19 protein-coding genes and 2 pseudogenes are annotated in these 26,906 nt (G+C 62.1%); 17 read left to right on the top strand and 4 right to left on the bottom strand.

The window, feature by feature from the left end; genetic code table 11:
• Window positions 1–84 precede the first annotated feature (84 nt).
• Window positions 85–417 carry an H-NS histone family protein gene (locus JMY24_RS32600; RefSeq protein ID WP_128595176.1) on the bottom strand — a complete coding sequence of 111 codons (333 nt, stop codon included), beginning with the start codon at window positions 415–417 and terminating at the stop codon, window positions 85–87.
• 450 nt (window positions 418–867) lie between these two features.
• Between JMY24_RS32600 and JMY24_RS32595 the strand changes: the two genes are divergently transcribed.
• From JMY24_RS32595 to JMY24_RS32580, 4 genes are all read left to right on the top strand, one after another.
• On the top strand, window positions 868–2,550 hold the full coding sequence (locus tag JMY24_RS32595; RefSeq protein WP_128595175.1) for a phospholipase C: 1,683 nt from the start codon (window positions 868–870) through the stop codon (window positions 2,548–2,550).
• 1,173 nt (window positions 2,551–3,723) lie between these two features.
• Window positions 3,724–4,146, top strand: a complete 423-nt coding sequence (locus tag JMY24_RS32590; RefSeq protein ID WP_128591446.1) for a MarR family winged helix-turn-helix transcriptional regulator — start codon at window positions 3,724–3,726, stop codon at window positions 4,144–4,146.
• A gap of 350 nt (window positions 4,147–4,496) precedes the next feature.
• Window positions 4,497–6,473, top strand: coding sequence for a chloride channel protein (locus tag JMY24_RS32585; RefSeq protein ID WP_236597620.1), 1,977 nt, complete (start codon window positions 4,497–4,499; stop codon window positions 6,471–6,473).
• Complete coding sequence (locus tag JMY24_RS32580; protein WP_164853506.1) at window positions 6,457–6,711, top strand: hypothetical protein; 255 nt, start codon at window positions 6,457–6,459, stop codon at window positions 6,709–6,711. The genes JMY24_RS32585 and JMY24_RS32580 overlap by 17 nt, the downstream gene beginning before the upstream one ends.
• Before the next feature lie 248 nt (window positions 6,712–6,959).
• Here JMY24_RS32580 and JMY24_RS32575 read toward each other — a convergent pair whose 3' ends face one another.
• Both JMY24_RS32575 and JMY24_RS32570 read right to left on the bottom strand, forming a co-directional pair.
• A complete protein-coding gene (locus JMY24_RS32575; RefSeq protein WP_128591753.1) occupies window positions 6,960–7,205 on the bottom strand; it encodes a hypothetical protein in 246 nt (81 codons plus the stop codon).
• 521 nt (window positions 7,206–7,726) lie between these two features.
• On the bottom strand, window positions 7,727–9,073 hold the full coding sequence (locus JMY24_RS32570; protein ID WP_128595172.1) for a PQQ-dependent sugar dehydrogenase: 1,347 nt from the start codon (window positions 9,071–9,073) through the stop codon (window positions 7,727–7,729).
• Window positions 9,074–9,799: 726 nt separating this feature from the next.
• Between JMY24_RS32570 and JMY24_RS32565 the strand changes: the two are divergent.
• From JMY24_RS32565 to JMY24_RS32505, 13 genes and pseudogenes are all read left to right on the top strand, one after another.
• A pseudogene (locus JMY24_RS32565) lies at window positions 9,800–10,321 on the top strand (helix-turn-helix domain-containing protein); the annotation flags it as partial.
• A 344-nt stretch (window positions 10,322–10,665) separates the two neighbouring features.
• Complete coding sequence (locus JMY24_RS32560) at window positions 10,666–12,501, top strand: thiamine pyrophosphate-requiring protein (RefSeq protein WP_201703601.1); 1,836 nt, start codon at window positions 10,666–10,668, stop codon at window positions 12,499–12,501.
• A gap of 4 nt (window positions 12,502–12,505) precedes the next feature.
• Window positions 12,506–13,612, top strand: a complete 1,107-nt coding sequence (locus tag JMY24_RS32555; protein ID WP_128595171.1) for an enolase C-terminal domain-like protein — start codon at window positions 12,506–12,508, stop codon at window positions 13,610–13,612.
• A 10-nt stretch (window positions 13,613–13,622) separates the two neighbouring features.
• A complete protein-coding gene (locus JMY24_RS32550; RefSeq protein WP_128595170.1) occupies window positions 13,623–14,573 on the top strand; it encodes a hypothetical protein in 951 nt (316 codons plus the stop codon).
• Window positions 14,566–15,231: a gluconate 2-dehydrogenase subunit 3 family protein gene (locus JMY24_RS32545; RefSeq protein ID WP_201703599.1), complete on the top strand. Its 666-nt coding sequence runs from the start codon at window positions 14,566–14,568 to the stop codon at window positions 15,229–15,231. Before JMY24_RS32550 ends, JMY24_RS32545 begins: the two co-directional genes overlap by 8 nt.
• Entirely contained in the window at window positions 15,221–16,879 is a 1,659-nt protein-coding gene (locus JMY24_RS32540) for a GMC family oxidoreductase (protein ID WP_128595077.1), read from the top strand. The genes JMY24_RS32545 and JMY24_RS32540 overlap by 11 nt, the downstream gene beginning before the upstream one ends.
• 26 nt (window positions 16,880–16,905) lie before the next feature.
• The gene (coxB, locus tag JMY24_RS32535; protein ID WP_243671919.1) at window positions 16,906–17,889 is read left to right on the top strand and encodes a cytochrome c oxidase subunit II; all 984 of its coding nucleotides are present in this window, start codon (window positions 16,906–16,908) and stop codon (window positions 17,887–17,889) included.
• Between the two features lie 26 nt (window positions 17,890–17,915).
• Complete coding sequence (gene ctaD, locus JMY24_RS32530) at window positions 17,916–19,907, top strand: cytochrome c oxidase subunit I (protein ID WP_128595079.1); 1,992 nt, start codon at window positions 17,916–17,918, stop codon at window positions 19,905–19,907.
• Window positions 19,900–20,499, top strand: coding sequence for a cytochrome c oxidase subunit 3 (locus tag JMY24_RS32525; RefSeq protein ID WP_128595080.1), 600 nt, complete (start codon window positions 19,900–19,902; stop codon window positions 20,497–20,499). Before ctaD ends, JMY24_RS32525 begins: the two co-directional genes overlap by 8 nt.
• Window positions 20,500–20,509: 10 nt before the next feature.
• The gene (locus JMY24_RS32520; protein ID WP_201703597.1) at window positions 20,510–21,028 is read left to right on the top strand and encodes a hypothetical protein; all 519 of its coding nucleotides are present in this window, start codon (window positions 20,510–20,512) and stop codon (window positions 21,026–21,028) included.
• A gap of 5 nt (window positions 21,029–21,033) precedes the next feature.
• The gene (locus JMY24_RS32515; protein WP_201703595.1) at window positions 21,034–22,374 is read left to right on the top strand and encodes a c-type cytochrome; all 1,341 of its coding nucleotides are present in this window, start codon (window positions 21,034–21,036) and stop codon (window positions 22,372–22,374) included.
• A 76-nt stretch (window positions 22,375–22,450) separates the two neighbouring features.
• Window positions 22,451–23,428 carry an SDR family oxidoreductase gene (locus JMY24_RS32510; protein WP_236597619.1) on the top strand — a complete coding sequence of 326 codons (978 nt, stop codon included), beginning with the start codon at window positions 22,451–22,453 and terminating at the stop codon, window positions 23,426–23,428.
• Window positions 23,429–23,513: 85 nt separating this feature from the next.
• Window positions 23,514–25,328, top strand: a complete 1,815-nt coding sequence (locus JMY24_RS32505; protein WP_201703593.1) for a glycoside hydrolase family 15 protein — start codon at window positions 23,514–23,516, stop codon at window positions 25,326–25,328.
• Window positions 25,329–26,019: 691 nt separating this feature from the next.
• Here the strand turns inward: JMY24_RS32505 and JMY24_RS32500 are convergent.
• A pseudogene (locus tag JMY24_RS32500) lies at window positions 26,020–26,894 on the bottom strand (sensor histidine kinase); the annotation flags it as partial.
• Window positions 26,895–26,906: the final 12 nt, after the last annotated feature.

Below are 26,906 nucleotides of genomic sequence, written 5' to 3'. Positions count from 1 at the left end.
CCGCCGAAAAGCAATTCGCAAGGTGACGCTAAAGGGCCGGTGAAGGCGTAACCCCACATGAGACGGTGGAGCACCGGGACTTGTTCAATGTCCTTCAGGAAATAGCGCCTCTCGCACCATAGCGTGCGGGGCCGCACGCTTATCCACCAGAAACTCGTTGCGGTCCTTGCCGGCAGTCCAGGCGGGCGCTCGCCCACGGCCGCTCCACGCTGAGCCGCTTACAGGGTCGCGGTATTTTGCTGCAAGCTCATTCGGTTGAACGCTTGGCTTGCGACCCGTCAACTCGGTGACGGAGATGCCGTACTCACCCATCTTTTGCACGATTTCGTTCAACACGAGGCGGGTGTCTCGTTCCTTGGCTTCAGCCAGTTGCTTGTGCGCGCAGTTGAGCGATTGCGATACCCTGATATGCCACATGTTTTGAACTCTGTTGCCAATATCCCCGTCGACTGATTTCGGCGAATGGTGCGCGATTATAGGCGGCACAGATGTCGCCCCATGATACGGTCCAGCGATAAGGGCACCACCAAAGAAGGCGACGAGTCGGCGACCTAAAAATTATGTTAGCTTTGCGCAGGGAGCGCCGTGCCGGGACAGCAGGGACAGCAGGGACAGCATCAACGAGTCTCGCAGAGGCGCGGCCTGCCAGCTCCGCCGTCGCAAGCCAAGACATCGTTTACTGGCGCGATGAACCCTCTGCTTTTATTTCGCACTCACTGGCGTAGGGGACGAGGTAAACCTAGGCGCCATTTGCCCGAAACGACCGGTTAATGGTGTGGCGGTTTGAAGGCTCTCCCTGCCCCGCCTGTTTGGCGTTAGAACATCAGACGAAAAACCGTCAGCAAAAAGACTTTGGAGTTAGCGCATATGTTTTCTCGAGCCTTCCTGCTTGGCGTACCAGGTATCGCTTTAGCCGTCTGGCTTTATGCGTGCGGCGGCAGTGGTAACACATCGGCCCCAGTCTTGGGACAGAACCAGTCGACGACGGCCACCCCCATCAAGCACGTGGTTGTGATTTATAACGAAAACGTCTCATTCGACCACTACTTTGCGACGTATCCGAACGCGACGAACCCGTCGGGCGAACCTGCGTTCACGGCCGCTGATGGCACGCCAATGGTCAACGGTTTGAGCGGGTCGCTGTTGACAAGTAATCCGAATTTCATCAATACGCTGAACGGCGCGGGCGCCGCGAATCCGTTCCGTCTGGACCGCACGCAGGCCGCAACGGCTGACCAGAACCACGCATATACGGCAGAGCAGCAGGCGTATAACAATGGTGCCGCTGACCTCTTCCCGTTTTATACCGGTAAAGAGTCGAGCGGCGGAGCAGGTGCATTCGGCACGACCGGCCAGGTCATGGGCTACTACGACGGTAATACAGTGACGGCCCTGTGGAACTACGCTCAGCACTTTGCGATGAGCGACAACGCTTACACGGACACGTTTGGACCGTCAACACCCGGAGCTCTAGAGGTAATCTCTGGTCAGACTAACGGCGTGCAACTAGTCGAGACCAGCCAGCAGCCGTTCAATCTCACGACGGCATCACATTCGTACTACGTGAACGACGGTCAAGGTGGCGTCACCCTAATCAATGACGCCGACCCGGCAAACGACGTGTGCTCCAGCACGACTGACCCGATTCTGATGTCCGGCAAGAACATCGGCGACCTGCTCAACGCCAGGAACATTACGTGGGGCGGCTTCATGGGCGGCTTCAACCTCTCAACGTCCAACAGCAACGGTACGACCGGCTGCGAGCGCAGTACTGTAGCCCCGGCAGTCGGTCAGGCGACGGCCGATTACATCCCGCACCATAACTGGTTCCAGTACTACGCATCGACGGCAAATCCGGAGCACACGCGCCCGAGCTCGATGTCGACTGTTGGCCTCAGCACGTTGCCTGATGGCAAGACGCCGGAACCGGCCAATCACCAGTACGACTCTGATGACTTCTTCGCGGCAGTGAAGGCGGGCAACTATCCGTCTGTGAGCTTCATCAAAGCCCCGGCATTTCAGGATGGCCATGCAGGCTACTCTGACCCGCTCGACGAACAGGCGTTCACGGCCAAGGTGGTGAACTTCCTGCAGCAGCAACCTGACTGGAAGAGCACCGCAGTTATCGTCGCATGGGACGATTCGGATGGCTGGTACGACCATGCCTATGCGAATCCGACGAGCTCGTCGTTCGACGCTCAGGCGGACCAGCTAAACGGTGCGGGTAAGTGCGGTACGGGAACGGCTCCGGACGGCGTGAAGGGCGCTCCGGTCAATGGTCGATGCGGTCCGGGCACGCGTATTCCGTTCCTAGTCATTTCGCCGTGGGCGAAGGTTAACTACGTTGACCACACGCCGATTAGCCAGGCATCTGTTGTCCGCTTCATCGAGGACAACTGGCTGGGCAGCCAGCGTATCGGCGGCGGTTCTTTCGATGCGACGGCCGGCAGCATCATGGGCTTGTTCAACTTCAGCGGCGGCGGCAACAACCCGACTGTGTTCGTCGACCCGAACCTCGGCTCCGTTGTCCCGTCGGTACCCACCATCTAAATTGCGAAACTTTGCGCCGGCATCGAGGTGACGACGCGAAGCTCCGCGGCCAACACAGGCGCTGTATTGATGGCACAGCTGACTTCGCGCAAGATCATATTCGTGAGCGGCACGATGGCGGGCCGTTCTTCACATTCAACTCGGTTGCGGACGCGCTCCTGCTGATGTCCACGGTACCGTTTGCGCTGGTGGGCTGCTTCTGGCTCATCTGGATACTCGGTGATGCCACAGTTCCCGGCTGCAGCAGGACCATAGTGGCCGACACTGCACAATACGGCGATTCTATGCTCTCGCATGGCTCTCCCGGTGATTACGATTGCCCACTTTCAGTTCACGTGATCGCGTCGTTCCAGTCGCCGGCTCGAGCAGGTTGTCGGGCAGCCGCAGGAGCTAATGCCGGCGCCACCCGACTACGGCGCTTACTCGTGCTGCCCGTGTCGCGCCGGGCAGGCTGGCAACGAGTCGCAGACCCGACCTACAGGTACCAAACGACCGTCGCATCCTAGATCACTTGCGTGGTACTCGAACGACGCGCTGGACCTTCGACCGGAACGTATGCAGGCTCGACAGCTGAAAAACTGCGTTGCCTTGAATCGATAGCAGAAGTCGTGGCGCATCCACCTGGAAGCGGGCGCGTTGCATCGGACTTTGCGAGGAACTATCTCTGTCGTTCCCGAACAGAACGGCCACCTATGTTTAGGGAATTTACATCGGTAACACCCGCCATTCGACGCTCGGTGGAACAATGAAACGGCGGCTTGATGTCAACTCGTTTCTCGGCATTTCCGCTACGGAGTGGAGCAATGCATGTATCTCCAACTTCGTTAGTTATGTCACGCTGCTATACGTCCTAAAGATCGTCATGTCGCGGCTCGCGGCCTTGTCGGCGCGAACCTCAACACGCTTTGATAATATGGTTGTGACCATTTTTGAGGGCACACACCGATTCACGCTGCTCGTCGCGGCAATATTGATCGGCTCGAAGTGTTTGTCTTTGCCCTTCAGATGGGAAGTGCGCGCCGATCACCTGTGGTTCCTGATCGTGGGTTTTCAATTGGCCGCGCTACCAGAGCAGAGGCCCGGGTTAGCCAGTCAGTTGAAGCGGACCACGCTTCAGTTTAGTCACAAGGTGACGTATTTTCAATATCATTGGCGAACGCAATGGGAGGTGCGATGGGTTCTAGCAAAGGCGCAATGGTTTCGGTTCCAGGCAAGCAGGATCTGGAGGCGATGTCTGAGTTCCGCTATCAGCTACGGCAATTTCTCCGGTTTTCCGAGGAGATTACTCACGCAGCGGGGATAACGCCACTGCAATACCAGTTGCTACTTCATGTGAGAGGGTTTCCCGGCCGCGAGTGGGCAACAGTCGGTGATCTCGCCGAGCGGCTGCAGGCCGCGCCGAATGGCACCGCGGCGCTGGTCTCACGATGCGAAGCGGCCGGCTTTGTGACACGTAAGCCGGGACGGGTGGATCGTCGTCAGGTCCAGGTGCATCTCACGGCCAAAGGGGAGCGCTGTCTCCTCAAACTGGCGGCGCTTCACAAGTCGGAGATGGAATCGTTTGGATGGGCCTTCGCCGAAAGAGTCAGGCAATAGTGCATCCGTTCCGGGCCGCGCCGGCGCGAGGAACAACGGGGCTGGGCTTTGCGCATATGTCATAGAGTGCCAGACCGTTCCACGTTTGTTTTGAGCGCCCCGTGAGCGCCGGCCGCCGTTTGAGGTAGACAGCTGCCGTTTGTGGCACAGCCTGGCGCCCGTTCCATGAAGGTCAGGACAGCTTCCGGCCACTCGCCAGGCAACTGTCATAGGCGTCCATTGACTTCAATTTCAGCAATCTGACTGTTCAGGATCGGACGATTTCCTTCTTGGGCGTGCTGATCGGTTTCGTGCCGGGTGCGATGTACTACGATGTAATAGCACGATAGCTCCTTCCTGGAACCTAAGCGATGAAAGGCGAAACCAGCCGGCCTGAGCGGGGCACCGGCAGTGATGAGCATCACGTCGAGGTCGCGCCGGTGCAGCCACGCGCACTGACCCACGACGACGGCGATTCGGCCGTGCAGGTCGCTCTGTACTGGCTATGTTTCCTCGCGTTCATCGTCGGTATCGTGACCGGCCTCGGCGCCGTAGGGTTTCGCGGGCTGATCGGGCTGGTGCACAACGCGTTTTTCCTTGGGCATCTCTCATTTGACTACGACGCCAGCCGCTTTACCGCCCCTGCCCCGTGGGGTGTATTCGTGGTGCTCGTGCCCGTCATAGGCGGACTCGCCGTTACCTGGATTGTGAGTACATTCGCGCCCGAGGCGAAAGGGCACGGCGTGCCCGAGGTGATGGACGCTATCTACTACAAACGCGGCGCTATCCGGCCGGTCGTGGCAGTCGTAAAATCCATTGCTTCGGCACTGGCGATCGGTTCCGGCTCGGCGGTCGGGCGGGAGGGGCCGATCATCCAGATCGGGTCTGCACTCGGCTCGACCCTTGGCCAGCTCGTCGCCATGACGGCTGGCCAGCGTATTACGCTGGTTGCGGCAGGAGCCGGCGCAGGCATCGCGGCGACTTTCAACACCCCGATTGGTGGCGTGCTTTTCGCCACTGAGTTGATGATGCCGGAGATCAGCGTCAACACTTTTTTGCCGGTGGCGATTGCAACAGGCACGGCGACTTTCCTGGGTCGACTCTTCTTCGGTGCCGCGCCGGCGTTCTTTGTTCCGGCGCAACTCGGAGCAATTCCGAACCAACCGGGCAGTGCGCTGACATTGATTCTTTATGCGCTACTTGGTGTCGTCACGGGCGCCGCCGCCGCGCTACTGATCCGCGCACTGCATTGGGCCGAAGATGCATTCGACAAGATTCCCGAGCGTTACGGCCGTCACGCCCTTGGGATGCTGATAGTTGGTGTGACCATGTATTTCCTGTGGCGCTACGCGGGTCACTATTACGTCGAAGGCGTAGGCTACGCGACAATCCAGGCGACACTGTACGGACAGTTGCAGGGCGGGGTCTTCCTTTTGCTGTTGGCGCTTTGCAAGACACTGGCAACTTCGGTCAGTCTGGGTTCCGGCTCTTCCGGCGGGGTCTTCTCGCCATCGCTGTTCATCGGTGCTACGCTCGGAGCGTCATTTGCGTCGGCTGTAGCAATGGTCTTTCCGCACGCGCCCATCAGCGCTCCCGCGTTTGCGATGGTGGGTATGGGCGCGATGGTCGGCGGCGGCACGGGTGCCGCCATGACCGCGGTCGCGATGGTCTTCGAAATGACCCGGGACTATGACATGGTGCTGCCCATGATCATTGCGGTTGCCTTTAGCCTGGGCGCCCGGCGGCTACTGTCACCGGAAAGTATTTATACGCTTAAGCTCGTGCGGCGCGGACACCCGATTCCTAACGCTTTGCACGCGAACATGTTCCTCGTGCAAAGCGCGGCCCAGATTATGGAGACCGATGTCTTCGTGCTCGATGAGCATGTACCGTTCAGTGACGTGCTTGTCCGGTCGGAAGGCGCGGCTTTCCGGCATGTCGTCGTCACGAGGGCGCATGAGATATACGGCGTGATTCGAATCAATACCGGCCTGCGCCGCGCGGTTAGCCATGGCGCGCCGCATATTTCGGTCGGTGCACTCGCGCAGCGCAATTTCGTTGTCGTCCAGGCAAATGATGTCGCTTTTCGCGTCATCACACGCCTCTCGAAAAGCCATGCAGCGATGGCGGTTGTGGTAGGGCGGCAGGAAGGCGTTGGTCCCGACCGCGTGCTTGGCGTGATTGCCAAAGAACACATCGCCGACGCTGTCGCCAGCAGCATCCGGGTATTTCCGGGCCAGGCCGAAGATCGGCCAGAGCGCGACACTGTTTGGCCGTTTGGCCGCAAAGGTAAGAAGAGATGGAAGGGCCGCGACGGCAATGGAGCGAGAAATGAAACTGACACATGACTTGAGCGGCCTTCGAGAACGCATCGGCAAGGTACTCCATCTCGACGACCTGGAGCAGGTATTAGCAGGAAAGGGCGTAGCTCAACCCGAAGAGGCACCACAATGGGCGATCGTCTACCGGACTGCTTACGGTTTCTGCTGTGTTTATCGGGGGCAAACCGTTGAGCTTCAAGAGATGCTCGATGTACAGATCTGGGCCGAAGAGATGGATGTCCAGACCTGGTTCATCGGTCTTTGATCGCCTGCTATTTCCACCTTCGCCCAACATGGCGGAGCGCCGCGCGGCCGTCAGCGCTTGCGGTCTGTCTGGACGCACCCCCCGGTTGGTGTGGCGGCCGCCGGTTGTTTTTGCGCGGCTGCCGGTAACCAATATTCGCCCGCGCCTTTCCCTGCCGGGACTGGCGGCTTTGAGCTGCGAGTCGCAGTCTGGATGCCGATAGGCGAATACCTGCAGTCTAACTGCTCAAGGAAGGTCTGCCTCGTGCGCTAGCGTGTGCCCAGCCGTCGCTTCAATGAGTCACGGGCATGCTCGAGCGCCTGATCCAGCGCTACTCGCTCGATCGCGTCCGATTGGCCCAACCCCGAAAATGGTTCGACGCATGCATAGACGGTTTCACCGGACACCGCGTGCCTCACCACCGTGTCGACCCAGACGCATGCGCCGATCGCGCACTCTTCGTCTCTCGTCTCACTGATGATTTCAAAATCAGCGTAGACAGCTGACTCTTTCATATCGTCTCCACCACGAGAAAGATGGCCGGCTACTGCCAGGAATAGCGCAAGGCAGGCGATGCTCGCCCGTCGATCCCACGCTGTCGAGCCACTGTTCGGTCGGACGCCCCGCAATGACCCGCTGCGGCGCACAGTCGGCCGCTCCGCTCACTAAATGCAGAAGACAGCTATCGTCGATGCAATAGCGGTTCATATCTCAGCGACCCCTGCGTTCTATTATATATCACCATGTGCCATAAATTTCCTAACTGTCTTAGTGTCTACCCTAGGAGCTACTACGAATGTGTCCCCGGCGTGATGCAAGGGAGACGGTCAATGATTTCGCTAGCCAGTAGGCGCTGCGGCTGGTTGTGGGTGTCGTGCGACTGACGGCTCAAAGCACATCGGCTTGCCGGAGAACGCCCAACAAGAAGGGGCGCTATTGAGGCGCCCCTACGGCGACTGCATCGAGCACGGTCGTCATGACCGCGCTGGGCCCGGACCTTCAGGCCTCGAATGGGTTGCTTACGGTCACAACAGCATCAGTCGCCGCTCGAAGATTTGCCGGAGCGTTGGGCCGCGCTGATGGGCGCGACCCGCCACACCGCGTTGCCAACGTCGTCCGCCACAAGTAGCGCCCCGCGCCTGTCCAGCGCGACACCGACAGGCCGTCCAACCGCGTGGCCGTCGTTCGTTAGAAAGCCCGTCAAAAAATCCTCCGGTGCACCCGCCGGCTTGCCATTGGAAAAAGGGATAAACACCACCTTGTAACCCGTGCGCGGCTTGCGGTTCCATGAACCATGCTGACCGACGAACGCGCCACCGCGGTAGTGCGTGGGGAACAGCGTCCCGTTGTAAAAGACCAGACCTAGCGATGCCGTATGGTTGCCCAGGGCATAGTCTGGCGCAATGGCCTCCGCTATGACGTCGGGCCGCTCAGGCTTGACCCGCGTATCCACATGCTGGCCATAGTAGCTATAGGGAAAGCCGTAGAACCCGCCGTCTTTCACCGCAGTCATGTAGTCTGGCACCAGGTTGTTGCCAAGATCGTCGCGTTCATTAACAGCCGTCCATAGCGCACCGGTGTCTGGCTGCCAGGCAAGCCCGTTCGCGTTGCGCAAACCCGTTGCATAGGCCCGCAAGTGCCCCGTTTTCACGTCGAACTCGAGGATCCGCGCCCGGTCCTTCTCGGCGTCGATGCCATTTTCCGCTGCGTTGCTATTCGATCCAACCGTGATGTAGAGATGCTCGCCGTCCCGGTCGGCCAGGATATTTTTGGTCCAGTGGTGATTGATCGGCCCGGCCGGCAAATCGGCAACCTTGACGCCGGAGTCTGCGATCGAGGTCGCACCCTTCACGTAGTCAAACCGCAGCAGGGCGTCCGTGTCGGCAACGTAAAGCTGGCTTCCGATGAGCGCCATGCCGAACGGCGAGTGCAGATCATGCAGAAACACTGTCTGCATTTGCGCGACACCGCTCTCCTTCACAGGGCGCAAAAGCATGATGCGGTCGGGGCTCGGCACACCGGCGCCTGCGCGCTTCATTACCTGTCGTCTGATCCAGCCAAAGAGGCCGCTGCCTTTGTCGTGCTCTTTGGGCGCATCGCTCTCGGCGACCAGTACGTCCCCATTGGGCAGCGTATAAAGCCAGCGCGGGTGGGCAAGGCCACTGGCAAACTGCGTGACGGTGAAGCCGACGGGCGCGCTCGGCATGAAGCCCGGCGGGCGCGTCCGAACCGGCGCGATGTTGACCATCGGGATCAATGATGACTCTGGAGCTGGAATGGCGGGCGAGGCGCCCAGGCCGGTGTCGAGTGAATTTGATGGACCGACGGCGCAAGCCGCCAACGGTAAGACCATCGCAATAGCTAGACGCTTGAACAGGTGCATGTTCACTCCTTGTGGTTGGCACTGGTCGATCATGTTACGACCGCCAGCAAGAAGCCAACCTGACGTTTCATTGCGCGATTTTTCCCTCGGAGCGGCGGATTTGCGATCGCAGCGGGTCGCTACCGCGGCACAACATGAGGTATCCTTAAGATGTGAGGCACGTCGGCTCCGAGCTTGACATTGTCATGTCACCTGGCGCTTCTTCGCTGAGGAGCCGGGAGCGACGACTGACGTGTTGTCGAACCTGGATACATTGCATGCTGCATAGCCTGGAAAGAGTGGGCCGTCTGTGAACTTAATGCGGCGCGCTGGCATATACGGTCAAATAGCCGGGAATCCTTTGAGGGCGTGACGCGCGGATCGCGCGCTGCGCGATCCGGTGCCTTGAAGTCGTTTTCCTTGGATTCATCGGTGTTTCCGATGTGGTGCATCGGCTGGCACAACAGCGCCCGCCGCGCTGAGCGATTCCGCAGCTCGCGACCATCTCAATAAAACGGGAAAGTGCGTTTCCGCACGCCTGTCGTGACATAGCGCTGCGGCCGAAGACCGCGTCTCTTCGCATTAGAGGGGTTAACATTGCTTCGCGGCAATTGCGACATCAATGCTGCGCAAGCGACCTGCGCATAAGTTTAGTCCACCGTGCGCCTCAAAGACCTGGCGTGCAATCCCCTTTTAGCGAACATTGCTGGCAATTCGAACCCCAGTACTTGCTGATCTTCAGTCCGCGCTGTACGACTGGACGAATCAAGGATGCTGGTGCCGTCTGCTATCGGTGTGACTGCTGGCGCAGCAATGGGCCATCTCGACCTCGCCCTGTGGCTGATCCGTAAGGTCAGCCCCGATTTGGCCGCCACGGTTTCCCGCGATCTACTCGCCGATTTTCGTTCAATGCAGGCGGCCTATATCATCCCGAACCATCTGACGCATGCAGACCCGTTGATTCAGCGGTTCGAACGGTGGGCGCGCGATAACCTCAGGAATGGCTTCTCTTTAGAAAGGGCAGCGCACGAGCTCGCTACAAGCGCTCGTACTTTGCAACGCCGTTGCACGGCCGTTCTCGGCAAATCACCCGGAGCTTTTTTCCGGGACCTGCGTGTCGAGCGTGCGCAATCGCTGCTTCATGGAAGCGGCCTCGCCCTCGAAGCTATCGCGACGGAGGTTGGCTACAGCGACGGGGGAACACTCAGGGCACTGTTGCGAGAGCGTCTAGGCCGCGGTGTTCGCGACCTACGCGACGACCTGAGATAGCTGCATGGCGGATTTTGCGCCAGTCGCCGTTAGTCCGTCCGAAGGCAGCATCTAGAAATGCGACTAGCGGTTCAGCGCAGCGCCCGTGGCGGAAATACATTTTTAGGCAGTTTTACACGGTGACTGAAAATTTCAATGAGGTTTTGCAGTCCTTGCAATATGCCTGCGCCATCCTGTGCAAGCGGGCAGCGGGCCTTTACCACGCACAGAGGTGCAAAGCGGGCAGGCTTCTTGCGATACATCACGGCGTGATAGGTCGTTACGCAACATTCAGATCAGATTGCACGACGCAGGTGTGAGCAGAGAGTCGCTTGGCAGTCTGTCCAGGATTCAGGAGAGCAACAATGAGCCAGACGGTCAGCGATTTCCTTGTCGAGCGCCTCCATCAATGGGGCATCAGGCGCATCTACGGTTATCCCGGGGACGGCATCAACGGCATTCTGGGCGCGTTGAACCGGGCCGACGGAAAAATCGAGTTCATCCAGGTCCGGCACGAGGAAATGGCTGCCTTCATGGCCTCGGCCCACGCGAAATTCACCGGCGAACTTGGCGTGTGTCTCGCGACGTCCGGACCAGGCGCCTCACACCTCGTCACGGGACTGTACGACGCGCGCATGGACCACATGCCGGTGCTGGCCATCGCCGGCCAGCAGGCGCGCGCGTCGCTCGGCGGCCATTATCAGCAGGAACTGGATCTGCCTTCACTGTTCAAGGACGTGGCCGGCGCATTCGTCCAGCAGGCGAGCGTGCCGGCCCAGGTCCGCCATCTTGCTGACCGCGCGATCCGCACCGCGCTATCCGAAAGACGCGTGACCGCGATTGTGCTGCCTAACGATCTTCAGGACGTGGCATATCAGGAGCCGAAGCGCCAGCACGGCACCGTTCATTCGGGCATCGGCTACTCGGCGCCCACTGTCGTGCCGAAACATGACGACCTGCGTCGCGCCGCTGACGTATTGAATGCAGGTGAACGGATTGCGATTCTGGTCGGCGCGGGCGCCCTGCACGCAACCGACGAAGTCATCGCTCTCGCTGACAAACTCGGCGCCGGCGTCGCCAAGGCGCTCCTTGGAAAGGCCGCGTTGCCCGACGAACTTCCGTGGGTCACGGGCTCCATCGGCATGCTTGGCACCAAGCCGAGCTGGGACATGATGACCGACTGCGACACCTTGCTGATGATCGGCTCCGGCTTCCCTTACTCGGAATTCCTGCCGAAAGAAGGACAGGCGCGCGGCGTACAGATCGACCTGAAAGCGGACATGCTGAGCTTGCGCTATCCGATGGAGGTGAATCTGGTCGGCGACAGCGTCGATACCTTGAAAGCGCTTCTGCCGTTATTGAAGGAAAAAACGGACCGCGCATGGCGCAAGAAGATCGAAGGCTGGGTGGCCGATTGGTGGAAAACGCTCGAAGCCCGGGCAATGGAAAATGCCGAAACAGACGTGAATCCCCAACGCGTGATGTGGGAGCTTTCACCACGTCTGCCGGAACGCGCAATCATCACGAGCGACTCGGGATCGTGCGCGAACTGGTATGCGCGCGATCTGAAGATTCGCCGCGGCATGATGTGCTCGCTATCCGGCGGTCTCGCATCGATGGGCGCGGCGGTGCCGTATGCAATCGCCGCCAAGTTCGCCTACCCGGACCGGCCGGTGATCGCGCTCGTCGGCGATGGAGCAATGCAGATGAACAACATGGCCGAACTGATCACGGTTTCGAAGTACTGGAAGCAATGGTCCAGTCCGCACTGGATCTGCATGGTGCTGAACAACGAAGACCTGAACCAGGTCACGTGGGAACAGCGCGTGATGGAGGGCGATCCCAAGTTCAATGCATCCCAGCAGATTCCTAATGTGCCGTATCACAAGTTTGCGGAACTGCTCGGACTGAAAGGGATTTACGTCGACGATCCCGAGCGCCTCGCCGCGGCCTGGGAAGAAGCGCTCGCAGCGGATCGTCCGGTCGTGCTCGAGGTGAAGGCGGACCCCACTGTGCCGCCTTTGCCGCCGCACATCTCGCTGAAGGAAGCCAAGGCGTTCGCGCAGACGCTTATCAAAGGCGACCCGCAGGAAAGCGGAATGCTGGTGGGTGCCGTAAAGCAGGTACTGAGCGCGGTGCTGCCGCACGGGCACAAGAATCACGACGAATCTGGCGGCAAGCCGGACGGCAAGAAGGACTGAGGCGATGCGAGCTTATACAGGCGGCGTGCCGCTCGGCACGGTACGGGCGCTGGCTTATACGATTCCGACCGACAAGCCCGAAGCGGACGGCACGATCGCATGGGACTCGACGACGCTAGTCCTGGTCGAGATCGATGCGGGCGGTAAAACGGGACTCGGCTACACCTACACGAGTGCTTCCGTGTTGCCGCTCATCGAGCAATTGCTGACGAAAACCATTCAGCGCTTCGACGCGTTCGACATCCCTGGCGCATGGCTTGCTATGCAGCGCAGCGTGCGCAATCTCGGGCGCGAAGGCCTCGCCGCGACGGCTATCTCCGCAGTGGACTGCGCGCTGTGGGACCTGAAGGCGAAGCTGCTCGACGTGCCGCTCGTGCAGTTGCTCGGCAGGTTGCGCGATGTCGTGCCCATCTATGGAAGCGGCGGCTTCACCACCTACACGGACGATGATCTGCGCGAACAGTTCTCCCATTGGATTGCCAACGAAGGATGCCGCTGGGTGAAAATGAAAATCGGCACCGATCCCGCACGAGATCCGCATCGCGTGGGAGTGGCGCGCGCCGCCATCGGCGAGCGCGGCCTTTTCGTCGATGCGAACGGCGCGCTCGACATCAAGCAGGCTGCCGCATTGGCAGCCTGCTTCGAAGAGCAGAAGGTCGCCTGGTTCGAAGAACCCGTGTCATCCGACGATCTCGAGGGTTTGCGCCGCTTGCGCGACCTGCTGCCGGGCGACATGGAGGTGGCAGCAGGCGAGTATGGATACACGGCCGACTATTTCCGCCGCATGCTGGACGCCGGCGCGGTGGATGTCCTGCAAGCCGACGCAACCCGATGCGGCGGCATCACGGGCTTCATGCAGGCGGCCAATCTCGCAGATGCCCATCACGTTGCGCTGTCCGCCCATTGTGCGCCCGCGTTGCATCTGCATGCGGCGTGTGCGGCACCCCGCTTACGGCATCAGGAGTGGTTCCATGATCACGTCCGTATCGAGCGCATGTTGTTCGACGGTGCGCCGGCGCCACACGACGGCGTGATCGCACCCGACCTGTCGCGTCCGGGATGCGGCCTCGAATTCAAGCATGCGGACGCGCAGTGTTATCGCGTCCATTGAAGGAGTGACGATGCAGAAGGCCGAAGTGATCGGACTAGGGATCGTGAGTGCCGCGGCGGCGCTGGCAGCGACCGTTGCGCTGACCCGTACCGGTACCACACCAGGCAATGCCGGGCGGCAGAATGTGGCGCGGACGACGATCCCGGCGCATCTGGACGCGGCGAGAAAACTCAATCGCAGTTCCGCGCTGCTCGCGTTGTCCGTGCTTGCCGACAGCGGCATGGAGCACTATCGCGGCTCGTTCGAGAACCGTGTGATGTATACGCCGTTGGTCGTCTCGGTGCTCTCGCTCGGCGCTGGCGTACACGGCGGCATGGACCGCAATGCGGCAGCGCATCGTCTGCGTGACGCGATCTATCTGACGGCGGCCGCCACCGGCGTGATCGGCAACGGCTTTCATCTGTACAACATCGTGAAAAGGCCGGGCGGATTCGGATGGAGCAATCTGTTCTACGCGGCGCCAATTGGCGCACCCATCGCCATGCTGCTCTCTGGCGCGCTTGGCGCGGTCGCCGAGCGGTTGCGCGACGAACCCGCGCGTGATCCGCGCCTCGCCGGAATGCCCGCCGGCCGTGCCCTCGCTCTGCTGGCCAGCGTCGGGTTGATCGGCACCGTCGGCGAGGCCGCACTGCTGCATTTCAGGGGTGCATTCCATAATCCGGCGATGTACGCACCGGTCGCCATCCCGCCTTTGGCTGTTGCGTTGCTCGCCCATGCCGCGATTGCCGAGCCGCAGCCGAAGCGCTGGATCACGCGGATGTGGCTTCGGTGTACCGCGCTGCTCGGTTTTGCAGGCGTCGGATTCCATACGTTCGGCGTCGCGCGCAATATGGGGGGCTGGCGCAACTGGTCGCAGAACATTTTCAGCGGGCCACCGCTTCCGGCGCCGCCCAGCTTCACGGCGCTCGCGCTGGCCGGGCTCGCGGCGCTTGGCCTGAGGGAAGGGGAAGCCGATGAGTGACGAAAACCACAAGCCGCACGCTTCGCGTTACCCCGGCTATGACGTGCTGCGCAAGCGCCAGACGCCCTCATGGGACGAGACGACCCGGCGTGTCGTCGATGCACGGCTGGCGGTCCGGCGCGAGCCGACGTTTCTCGACGATGCTGCGTGGCGCACGCTCGAGGCGCTGTGCGGGCGTGTCGTTCCCCAACCTGCCGACCGGCCGCCTGTGCCGGTTGCGGCGCTCGTCGATGAGCGTCTGCAGCGCGGTCAGGGCGACGGCTATCGCGACGCGCGGTTGCCGTCCGCCGGCGACGCGTGGCGGTGGGGTCTTGCGGCGCTCGACGCCGAATCGCGGACTCGCCACGACGTCCTGTTCCATCAGCTCGACGACGGCCAGCAGGACGCACTGATCACGAAGATGCAGAAAGGCGAACTGAGCGACGCTGCCTGGCGCGGTATGCCGCCGCAACTGTTCTTCACGGACCGGGTTCTGCACGACATCTGCGGCGCGTATTACTCGCATCCTGCCTCGTGGAGCGAGATCGGATTCGGCGGCCCCGCGAGTCCGCGCGGCTATGTCCGGCTGGTCGCGGGCCGGCGCGATCCGTGGGAAGCGGTCGAGGCCGCGCCGGGCGGTGAAGACGAGGCGCGCAAGGAGAACGAACGTGTTCGATGACGCCCTGCACACGCCTCGCGGCAAAAACGGGCGGGCGCCGGACGTACACCGGGTCGGCGGCTGGCTGCAGATGCGCGAGTATCCGCAAAACGAAGCGGTGGACTTTGTCATCGTCGGCACGGGGGCGGGCGGCGGCACACTCGCTTGCCGGCTCGCGCAGAAAGGCTTCTCCGTGGTCGCCTTCGACGCTGGCGCCTGGTGGCGGCCTCTCGAAGAATTCGCCTCGGACGAAGCGCATCAGGAAAAGGTCTACTGGACCGACGAGCGCATCGTCGACGGGGAAACGCCGTTGCGCCTGGGCAAGAACAACAGCGGCAAGTCGGTCGGCGGCAGCACCGTGCACTTCGCGATGGTGTCGCTGCGCTTTCGGCCCGAGTGGTTCAAGTCGCGTACGAAGCTCGGCTATGGCGCGGACTGGCCGCTGGATTGGCGCGAAATGTGGCACTACTACGCGCAGGTGGAAGATGCGCTGAAGATTTCCGGCCCGATGAATTATCCGTGGGGCCCGAAGCGTCCTCGCTATCCCTATCGCGCACACGAATTGAACGCGGCGGCGCTCGTGCTCGCGCGCGGCGCCGAGGCGATGGGCATCGACTGGACGCCGACGCCGCTCGCGACAGTGTCTGCGCCGCGAGGCGAATCGCATCAGTGCATCTATCGCGGGTTTTGCGTGACGGGCTGTTCGACCAATGCGAAGCAGAGCGCGCTCGTGACCTGGATTCCGTGGGCGGTGCAGGCGGGCGCCGAGATCCGCGATCTGGCCATGGTCGGCCGCATCGAAACCGACGACGCTGGGCACGCGACCGGCGTGCACTATCTGCGCGAAGGCAAATGGCAATTCCAGCGGGCGCGCAACGTGGTCGTCGCCGGCTATGCAATCGAGACGCCGCGCCTTCTGCTGATGTCCGCCAACGCCCGGTTCCCCGACGGGCTCGCGAACAGTTCGGGACTGGTCGGCAAGAACCTGATGGTGCAGACCAACCAGGCGGCGTGGGGCGTCATGGACGAAGAAATCCGCTGGTACAAGGGGCCACCTTCGCTCGCACTCACCGAGCACTGGAACTACACCGACACGGGCAAGGATTTCTTCGGCGGCTACTGCTACATGAGCCAGGGCGCGCTTCCGAACGCATGGGCGTCGACGCAGAACGGGCGCGGCCTGTGGGGCGACGCGCTGCTTCAGGAAATGGCCAAATACAATCATCAGGCAGGGCTGAAAATCGTCGGCGAGACACTGCCGCAGGAGCGCAACCGCGTGACGCTCGCGGATGAAAAAGATCAGTACGGTCTGCCGATTACACGTGTCACGTATTCGCTGTGCGACAACGACAAGCGTCTCATCAAACACTCGCTCGACTTCATGGGGCGGCATTTGCAGGCCGCGGGCGCACGCGAGATCTGGAACGAGGACAACGACACGTGCCATCTGAACGGCACCGCGCGCATGGGCGACGATCCACGCGCGAGCGTGGTCAATAGCGATTGCCGAAGCTGGGACATTCCGAATCTCTGGATCTGCGACGGTTCGGTGTTTCCGACCGTTGGCGGCGTCAATCCGTCACTGACGATTCAGGCGATTGCCTGCCGCACCGCCGACCGCATCGAAGCGCTTGCCGCGCGTGGGGAGTTGTCGTGCGCGTCGCGGTGACTTCGCGCAGTGGCGCGAGGGTGCTAGTGAGCGCGTTGCTCGTCTCATCGTCCGCGCACGCTGACGCGCCGCTCGAATACTTCCTGCATTCCGCCGGGCCCGCCGCGTCGCCGACGATGCATCTGGGCTGGGGCCTGGCTGCAATGTGCGTCGCGGTCGTCGTCATCGTAGCTGTCCTGCTCGCGGGTGCGTTGATGCGGCGCCGTCCCGAGGCCGCGCCGCGTGCGCTGGGCAAAGAGGCGGGCGGCATGCGATGGGTCTATGTCGGCGTGGGCGTGTCGACCGTGGCGTTGCTGGTGTCGCTCTGCTACACGCTCGTCACATTGGAGGCCGTCGCGCAACCGTCGCTTACTCCGGGCTTGAGTATCACCGTCACTGCGTACGACTGGTGGTGGAAGATCGATTACGGCGATGACTCCGATGCGACGCATCATTTCGTGACCGCCAATGAGATTCACATTCCAGTGGGCGTGCCGGTCCGGATCGGGCTCAAAAGTGCCGACGTGATCCACGCGTTCTGGGTGCCGCGCCTCGCCGGCAAGACCCAGGCCATTCCGGGGCAAGTCAACACGCAATGGATCGAGGCCGACGCGCCGGGCGACTATCGCGGTCAGTGCACGCAGTTTTGCGGCCCGCAACATGCTCACATGGCCTTCGACGTCATCGCGCAACCCCAGGCGGATTTCGATGCGTGGCGCGACGCGCAACTGCGTCAGGCAGCGGCGCCCGCTGACGGCCGAGTGCGTGACGGCCAGAAAATCTTCATGGACCGCTGCGCGGGCTGCCATGCCGTACGCGGTAGCGACGCGGCAGGCGTACAGGCCCCGGACCTCACGCATGTGGGTTCGCGCCAGCAGCTTGCGGCGGGCACCTTGACAAATACGCCCGCGCATCTGCTCGACTGGGTCCAGCATGCTCAGCTGATCAAACCGGATTCGCTGATGCCGAGCTTCACGCTCAACGTGCAGGACGCCGCGGCGCTTTCCGCCTATCTCGCGACGCTCCACTAGAGCGTCCCTATCCGACAAGGAAGAACATGGCCGACCTCGCACCCACGCCACCCGATCTGCGGCTCGCGCGCCGGCCCGAAGTCGGCCGCATGCCACAAGGCTCGGAGCGCGAGAAGCGTCTGCGTGATCTGTGGGAGACCGAGCCTGGCTGGCGCGGCTGGCTGTCCACGGTGGACCATAAGCGCATCGGGATGCGCTACATCGTCACCGCGTTCCTCTTTCTGATTGCGGGCGGCATCGAGGCGCTCGTGATGCGCGTGCAGCTTGCGCGGCCGAACTCGCATCTGCTGTCGCCGGAACAGTACAACCAGCTTTTCACGATGCACGGAATCACGATGATTTTCCTGTACGCGCTGCCCGTGCTGTCGGGCTTCTCGAACTATCTCTGGCCGCTCGTGCTCGGCGCGCGCGACATGGCGTTTCCTCGTCTCAACGCACTGTCCTATTGGGTTTTCCTGTTCGCGGGCCTCTTTCTGTACGCGAGCTTTCCGCTCGGTCAGGCGCCCGACGCCGGCTGGTTCAACTATGTGCCGCTCGCGAGTCTCGAATACAACACCGGGCCGAACATCGACGTCTACGCGCTCGGCATGGTGCTGCTCGGCGTCTCCACTACGGTCGGGTCCGTCAATTTCGTCGTGACGCTGCTGCGCATGCGCGCCCCCGGCATGTCCATCGACCGGCTGCCCATCCTGGTATGGGGCACGCTGACCGCGTCGGCGGCCAACCTGGTGGCGGTGCCCTCGGTAAGTCTCGCGTTTCTGATGCTTTGGCTCGACCGGCAGGTGGGCACGCATTTCTTCGATGCCGCCCATGGTGGTCGCCCGTTGCTCTGGCAGCACATGTTCTGGATCTTCGCTCATCCGTGGGTGTACGTCGTCGTGTTGCCGGCCATGGGCATCGTGTCCGACGCGCTGCCGACTTTCTGCCGGCGGCCGCTCGTGGGCTATACGCCGGTCGCGGTCTCTACCGTCGCTACCATGATGATCGGCTTCGTGGTCTGGATTCACCACATGTTCGCGACCGGCATTTCGCCGCTCGCGCTCGCGTTTTTCGGCGCCGCCAGCATGCTCATCTCGATCCCCAGTGCGGTCGCGACCTTCGCATGGATCGCGACGATCTGGCTGGGACGTCCCGTGTATCGCGTGCCGTTCCTGTTCTTCGCGGGCTTCGTGCTGATGTTCGTGATAGGCGGCGTCTCCGGCGTGATGACCGCCGCCGTTCCATTCGACTGGCAACTCACCGACACCTATTTCGTCGTCGCGCATCTGCACTACGTGCTGCTCGGCATCAACGTGTTTCCCGTGCTCGGCGGCATCTACTACTGGTTTCCGAAGTTCACCGGCCGCATGACGAGTGAACGGCTCGGCAGGCTCGCGTTCTGGGTCACGTTTATCGGCTTCAACGTGGGCTTTTTCCCCATGCACATCTCGGGACTGCTCGGCATGCCGCGCCGGATCTATACGTATCCGGCGAACATGGGCTGGAACACGAGCAACATGATCACGACCATCGGCTCGTTCGTGTTCGCCGTGGGCATTCTCATCTTTCTGATCGACGTGGCGGTGAGCCTGCGGCGCGGTAAGCCCGCCGGCGACAATCCCTGGGATGCCGCCTCGCTCGAATGGTCGGTGCCGTCGCCGCCTCCGGCCTACAACTTCGCCGTCGTGCCGTTCGTCGCCAGCCGCAACCCACTGTGGGAAGACCGGATCGGAGAGGGCGCGCGCTCGAAACTCGACGAAGGCTTCATCCTCGACCATGGCCGCGAGGCGCTGGGCACGACATCGCTCGATGCGAAGCCGGACATCATCCTCAAGATGCCGAGCGACTCGTATGCCCCGTTCCTCCTCGGCCTCTTCAGTGCGCTGCTGTTTGCCGCCATGCTGCTGCACGCCTGGATTGCCGGCGGATTGATGGTCGCCGCATGCGGTGCGGCGATGCTGATCTGGCTGTGGCCCGAGCGTTTGCTGATCCAGCGGGAGCCGCAGCGCGTGCAGGATGCCGGAGCGAATCATGAGTGATCTGACCGATGAGGACCTGATCCTTCCCGTCGGCAGCGCGGGGAAATTGTCGAGCGGCTGGTGGGGCATGATGGCGACGGTCGCGACCGAAGCGTCGTTGTTCGGCTATCTGATCTTTTCATATCTGTATCTCGACTCGCAGATCGAACTGCACTGGCCGCCCGAGGGACTGCCGAAGATTGGCATCGGCGCGTTCAATACCTGTGTGCTGCTGGCGAGCAGCGTGTTCGTGTGGCTGTGCGAGCGCATGGTGCGGCGGCGCCGGATCCGCTGGGCGGTGGCGTCGATGGCGTTCGCGATCGTGCTGGGGCTCGTGTTCGTCGCCATTCAGATGAAGGAGTGGCACGACCATCCATATGGCATGGCAACGGATCTGTACGGCTCCCTCTACTTCACGATCACCGGCTTTCACGTGTTGCACGTACTCGTCGGCCTCATCGTGCTGACCTGCCTGCTGATCTGGACCGCGTTGGGCTACTTCGACGAAAAACGTTGTGCCGCGCTGAGAATCGGCGGCCTGTACTGGCACTTCGTCGATGTCGTGTGGCTCTTCATCTTCACGACGCTGTATGTCACGCCATTTTTCTTGTAGGAGCGCGACGATGCGAGCCGCAGTGGTTTATCAGAAAGCGCCCGATCAGCGGCCCAACGGGGCAACGCGGCCGGCTTCAGCGCCGTCGCCGGTTGCTGACGGCAAGTCCGAACGCCGCGGTGCGCCTCGCGGCCCCGGCGGGGCGCTGTTGATCCTGTTCGGCCTTCTGGGCGCAGCCGCCGCCTGGGTCCTGCAGACGGAAATCGGCGAGACGCTCGCGGCGCAGGCGTGTTTCCCGCATCGGACGCCGCTCGCGGCGCCTCAGTGGTCATGGCTGATGCCGGTGCTGAACGTGATTTCGGTCGTCGCCCTGCTGGTGGGTGTGGCAGGCGCGTGGATCTCCTGGCGAAGCTGGCGCGTGAGCCGCGACGCGCACCCGGATCCGGTTGCGGCGATATCCGACACCGCACCGGGACGAACCCGTTTTCTCGCGATGGCAGGACTGATACTGAGCCTGCTATTCGTCGTCGGGCTGGTGGCGACCGGTTTGGCCGTCGTGCTCGTCTCGCCGTGCAGCACGTGGCGGTGACCGGCATGAAACGGATCAAGCGACGCACCGCCTACGCCACGTTCGCCCTCGCGTTGTCCATCGCATTGACGGGGTTGTGCGTGCGCAGCGTCGCGGGGCCCCCTCAAGTAGATACCGACGATGCTGTCGCGCTATCGGACCCCGCGCTGATTTTGCGCGGCGAGTATCTCGCGAAGCTAGGCGACTGCGCTGGCTGCCATACCGTGCGGAAGCAGGGCGCGCCGTTCGCGGGTGGCCTCGCGATGGGCTCGCCGTTCGGCACCATCTATTCGACGAACATCACTCCCGACCCGCAAACTGGAATCGGCCGCTACAGCTATGCCGACTTCGAGCGCGCGCTGCGCGACGGCGTGGCGCCCGGCGGCAAGCGGCTCTATCCCGCCATGCCGTATGCGTCGTTCACGAAGATCAACGACGCCGATATGCACGCGCTCTACGCGTACTTCATGCATGGCGTGCAGCCGGTCACGCACCGGCCGCCGGAAACGAAATTGCCGTTCCCGTTCAGCCAGCGCTGGGGCCTGGCCTTCTGGGATTTTGCGTTCGTACGGCACGAGCGCTTCATTCCCGACAGCAAGCACGACGCGCTATGGAATCGGGGCGCCTATATCGTGCAATCGCTCGGCCACTGCGGCGCGTGCCACACGCCGCGCGGCCCCGGGTACGAGGAGCGCGGCTACGACGAGTCATCGAAGCTGTATCTGACGGGCGGAACGAACGATCACTGGTTCGCGCCGAACCTGACCGGCGACCCTGGGTCGGGACTGGGGCGTCTGTCGCCGCGCGACATCGCCTCGTTCCTCAAGTCCGGACATGGCAGCGATACGCACGTGGTCGCGTTCGGCAGCATGGTCGAAGTGGTGGAAGACAGTGCGCAATATTTCAACGACGAGGATCTGGATTCGATCGCGCACTATCTGAAAAGCCTGCCTGCGCGCGAACCGTCGGGGGCTTACGCGCCAGGCTCGCCCGAGGCGCACGAAACGGCCATCTCGCTGAAAACCGGCGATGTCGAGCGTCCCGGCGCGGGGCTCTACATGTCGTTCTGCGCGAAATGCCATCACGCGGACGGGCGTGGTGAAAGCGGCAAATATCCTGCGCTCGCGGGCAATCCCACTGTGCTGGCGTCCGACACTTCATCGCTGGTTCGGCTCGTACTCAAGGGCGGCAGTAGTCCGCAGACGCTGAAGGGGCCGGTCCACCGCAAGATGCCCGCCTTTGCCGATCAGTTCACCGACGCCGAGGTTGCACGCGTGCTGAGCTTCGTGCGGGGCACGTGGGGAAACCGCGCGGCGCCGGTTTCGACCCGCGACGTCGCGGTGCTGCGCGGCAAGCTCAAGAAATGAAGGGTGAGCGTTAAGCGTCACAGTCCACGAACCTTCCTGCACAGGTGAGGCAACGATGAGAGCGAACAGGAATGGCATGACCGTTGTTATAACCGGAGCGAGCGCTGGCGTGGGCCGTGCAAGCGCGCACGAGTTCGCGCGGCGCGGCGCAAGGATCGCGCTGATCAGTCGCGACCAGGCGGCGCTCGACGACGTGCGCCGCGAGGTGAAAGAACTCGGCGGCGAGGCGATCGCAATTGCGCTGGACGTTTCGGACGCGTCGGCCGTCGAGGCCGCGGCCTCGCGCGCGGAAGCCGAGTTGGGTCCAATAGACGTCTGGGTGAACAACGCGATGACGACCGTGTTCGCGCCGCTGCATGACATTTCACCGGACGAGTACCGGCGCGCCACGGAGGTCACTTATCTGGGTTACGTCTGGGGCACGATGTCCGCGTTGCGCCGAATGCGGCCGCGAAACCGGGGCACGATAGTGCAGGTCGGCTCGGCGCTTGCCTACCGGTCGATTCCCTTGCAATCGCCCTATTGCGGCGCGAAGCACGCGATCCGGGGCTTCACCGATTCCGTGCGCAGCGAACTCATGCATGACCATAGCCGCGTCCATCTGACGATGGTGCAGATGCCGGCGTTGAACACGCCGCAGTTCGAGTGGGCAGAGTGCAAGCTGCCGCACCCGCCACAACCGGTGCCGCCGATTTTTCAGCCGGAAGTCGCCGCGCATGCGGTCGTTTGGGCCGCGACTCACCGCCGCCGCGAACTCTATGTCGGGTCCTCCACGATCAAGGCGATCTGGGCGAACAAATTTGTCGCGGGCTTGCTCGACCGCTACCTGGCTCGTGCGGGTTATAGCGCACAAATGCAGGAGCGCAGCGTGGCGAGCGATCGAGCGTCCAATCTCTGGCATCCGGTGCCCGATTTGCATGCGACCTGCGGACCGTTCGGCGACCGGGTCAGCGCATCGAGTGCCGCACTGTGGGTCGACGAGCATCGCAACTGGCTGCTGGCCGGTGCGGCGACCGGGCTGATCGCCACGCTGCTCGCCATTCGCCGCAGATAGGACGGCGCGCCTTCCGTATGTCGCCAGCCGTAGCGCGCACAGCACCGCGCGTCGTCGTCCCATCCACCATCCAGTGAGTCACCCTATGGCATCGAACCTTGAGGACTATGCGCTGCTCGGCGACGGGCACACCGCAGCGCTGGTAGCGCGCAACGGCTCGATCGACTGGATGTGCTGGCCGCGCTTCGATTCCGACACCTGCTTTGCCGCGCTGCTAGGTCATGCAGAAAATGGCCGGTGGCAGATCGCGCCGGTGCAGGAGCCCGCGAATGTCACGCGCCGCTACCGCGGTTCAACGCTGATTCTCGAAACGAGCTTTAGCACGGCAACCGGTACCGCGACACTCGTCGACTTCATGCCGATGCGCGGGGGATGCCCGCAACTGATTCGCATGGTCTTCGGAGAGACCGGAAACGCCGAGTTCGACATGCAACTGGCGCCGCGCTTCGCTTATGGACGCGCCGTTCCTGCGGTCCGGCGGCTCGCCGACGCAACCGGCTGGTCGCTCATGGAAGGATCGAACAGGCTGACCCTGCACACGCGCGCCGCGTTGCGCGACGAAGCCGGCACCGTCGCAGGTCGCTTCGTCGTGCGCGCGGGCGAGTGCGTGTCGTTCGTTCTGAACTACAGCGCTGTTCGCGACATGGCAGCGGTGAACAATGATGCGCAGCGTCAGTTGTCGAATACGGCGGCGTTCTGGGAATCATGGTCTGCCCGGGCGCAAACCGAAGGCCCATACGACGACGCGCTCAAGCGATCTCTGATCACCCTGGAGGCGCTGATCCATGAGCCGGGCGGCGGGATCGTCGCGGCGCCTACTGCCTCGTTGCCCGAACGCCTGGGCGGGTCGCGCAACTGGGACTACCGCTTCTGCTGGCTGCGCGACGCGAGTCTGAGCTTGCTCGCGCTGCTACGGGGCGGCTACCCCGACGAGGCGCGGCGCTGGCGCGACTGGCTGGTGCGGGCGGTCGCCGGCGCGCCTTCGCAGATGCAAATCCTCTACACCGTCGACGGCTCACGGTATGTGACCGAGTGGGAATGTCCGTGGCTGGACGGTTATCAGGGAGCGCGGCCGGTGCGTTTCGGCAATGGGGCGGTCGGCCAGTTGCAGCTCGATGTCTTCGGTGAGGTGATGAATGCGCTGTACCTGTCGCGTCAGGCCGGTCTCGGGCCAGACGGCGCCGCATGGACGCTCGAGAGCGAAATGGTGCAGCACCTTGCGCAGATCTGGCAGCAGCCCGATCAGGGCATCTGGGAGAGTCGCGGCAAGCCGCAGCACTACACCGTTTCGAAGGTCATGGCGTGGGTCGCGGTGGACCGCGCCATCAAGTCCTCGACGCAATTCGGTCGGACTGCACCGGTACGCGAGTGGGAACAGTTACGCGACCGGATTCACGCCGACATCTGCCGCCATGCTTTTCGGATCGACCTCAATTCATTCACGCAAACGTACGGCGGCAGCGAACTCGACGCAAACTTGCTGCTACTGCCGCTCGTGGGCTTCATGTCGCCGCAGGATCCTCGCATGCAGGGCACGGTCGCCGCGATCGAACAGCACCTGACGGGCAACGGCCTGGTCTTTCGCTATCGTGCCGGGCACGCTGACGACGGACTTGGCGAAGGCGAGGGCGCCTTTCTGGCCTGTAGCTTCTGGCTCGCGGACAACCTGTTCCTGCAAGGCAAGCGCGACCAGGCACGGGAGCTGTTCGAGCGTCTGCTCGGCCTGAGGAACGACGTCGGACTGTTATCCGAAGAATATGATGTCCGCACGCGAAGGCTCGTCGGAAACTTCCCGCAGGCGTTTTCTCACATTGCACTAGTCAATACCGGCCTGACCCTGTCACGCGGTCATGCACGAATGGGCGCGGACGGTGACATCACCGGCGCGAGCGGCGGGTAAGCTGGTCGAACCAATGCAGCGGTTGAGACATCAATACCGCAAAGGCGACAGCCGGCCCCGCCCGTCTATTGCTTCGTGCGCGTTGATCGATATGTTAAGAAGAGCCAATTCGAGTTCGGACTGGCCCGCGTGAATGTGGCGAACCCTCCGGTCGGTTCAATCTCATCAACTGGAAAAGGTTAAGGCGCACTGGTCAGGCTGTCGAGTAGCGCGATTGATCGGACTGAGGGAACAGCACGTCTGTCGGCCTGGCTTTTGCTAATGGTCGACTCGAACGACGAACAATCTGAGGCTTACGAGGATAAAGTCAACTTCGATTCCCCAAGTTCGTTAGCGGACATTGAGATTGATCCCACCGCGATCAGATTGCCGCTCGCACCGAATTGCCGGGGTGCGAGGCAAGCATGGATTGCTCATCGTCCCTGTAACAATGCCTTGCCTTTATGGCGTGCGAAGATAACGGATCGCCTGCTCGCATTTGATATGCGCACGATGAAGGTCACCGCGACTTTCGACGTTGGTGGCGGTCAAGACGTGCTCGCATCTGATCCCGAGTCAGATACGGTCTACGTAGCGGGCGAGAAGGGCATCGTATCTACGTTCAGCGTTTCCGGATCGGAGATTTCGAAGATTGGCGATGGCGAGGTGGGTCCGAACGCACATGCCGTCGAAGTCGATGCGGAAGCTGGCTTCATTGGCGCGGTAGGGACACGGAAAAGGAAGTTTCCGTTTCGTCCGAGCGCGCTTCGATCGAACCGTGATGGGCCTTGGCGATTTCATTGGCGATATACAGGCCCAGTCCGAGACTTTCTTCCTTGTGGGATGCTTGCTGTTGGCTGGGCACTCGCGCCAAGGGATTGAACATGCAGGCTAGAGTCACGGGTTCAATCGCACGTCCGCGGTTTCTGACGTCGATGCGGACATGTGTTGAATCGCCTGTCACCTCAACCCGCACAGGCGTGTCCCGTGCGCCGTACTTGATGGCGTTGAGTACAAGATTCTGTACGATTTGTTGCACTCGGTGCGCATCCCAGGCTCCATGCAAATCGCCATTCACGTGCAGGTCGAGTTGCCGGTCGGGGTGAACGGCGCGCACCTCGTCCAGTTCGTCTGCAATGACGTCCGCCACATTGATACCGGTGCGTGTCACGTTGATGCCTAGCCCAGTTGGGTCCAGTTGAAATCGCTCAGGTCGTCAAGCAGTGCTTGCATCCGGGCTCCGCTGCGTATGAGACGGGCCGCAGCGTCCGACACTTTCTCGTCCGCGTTCAGTGCGGCCAGGTGCGACGCAGTAATCTGTATTGCCTGAAGCGGGCTCCGCATGTCGTGGCCCAGCATGCCGAGGAGGAGATTGCGGCTCTGTTCGACCTGCGCACTGAAAAAGCAGACAGATTCGGCGAGTGCCTGGTCCATCGCTTCGTCAAAGCGCACGACGTCATCCAGATAAGTCAGATCGGGCTCGCAATCGTCTATCCAGAGCCGAAGCACACTGACTCGGAGTGCACGGTATTCTGCGATGAGCTGGTTAATGTTGAAGCCGGTACGTGCCCTCAGAGCGACCAGGGTAACGACAATCAC

The organism is Paraburkholderia kirstenboschensis, from assembly GCF_904848585.1.
In the GTDB taxonomy this organism is placed as follows: domain Bacteria; phylum Pseudomonadota; class Gammaproteobacteria; order Burkholderiales; family Burkholderiaceae; genus Paraburkholderia; species Paraburkholderia kirstenboschensis.
The sequence above is the reverse complement of the archived record's forward strand: the minus strand, read 5'-3'. Positions and strand labels throughout refer to the sequence as shown.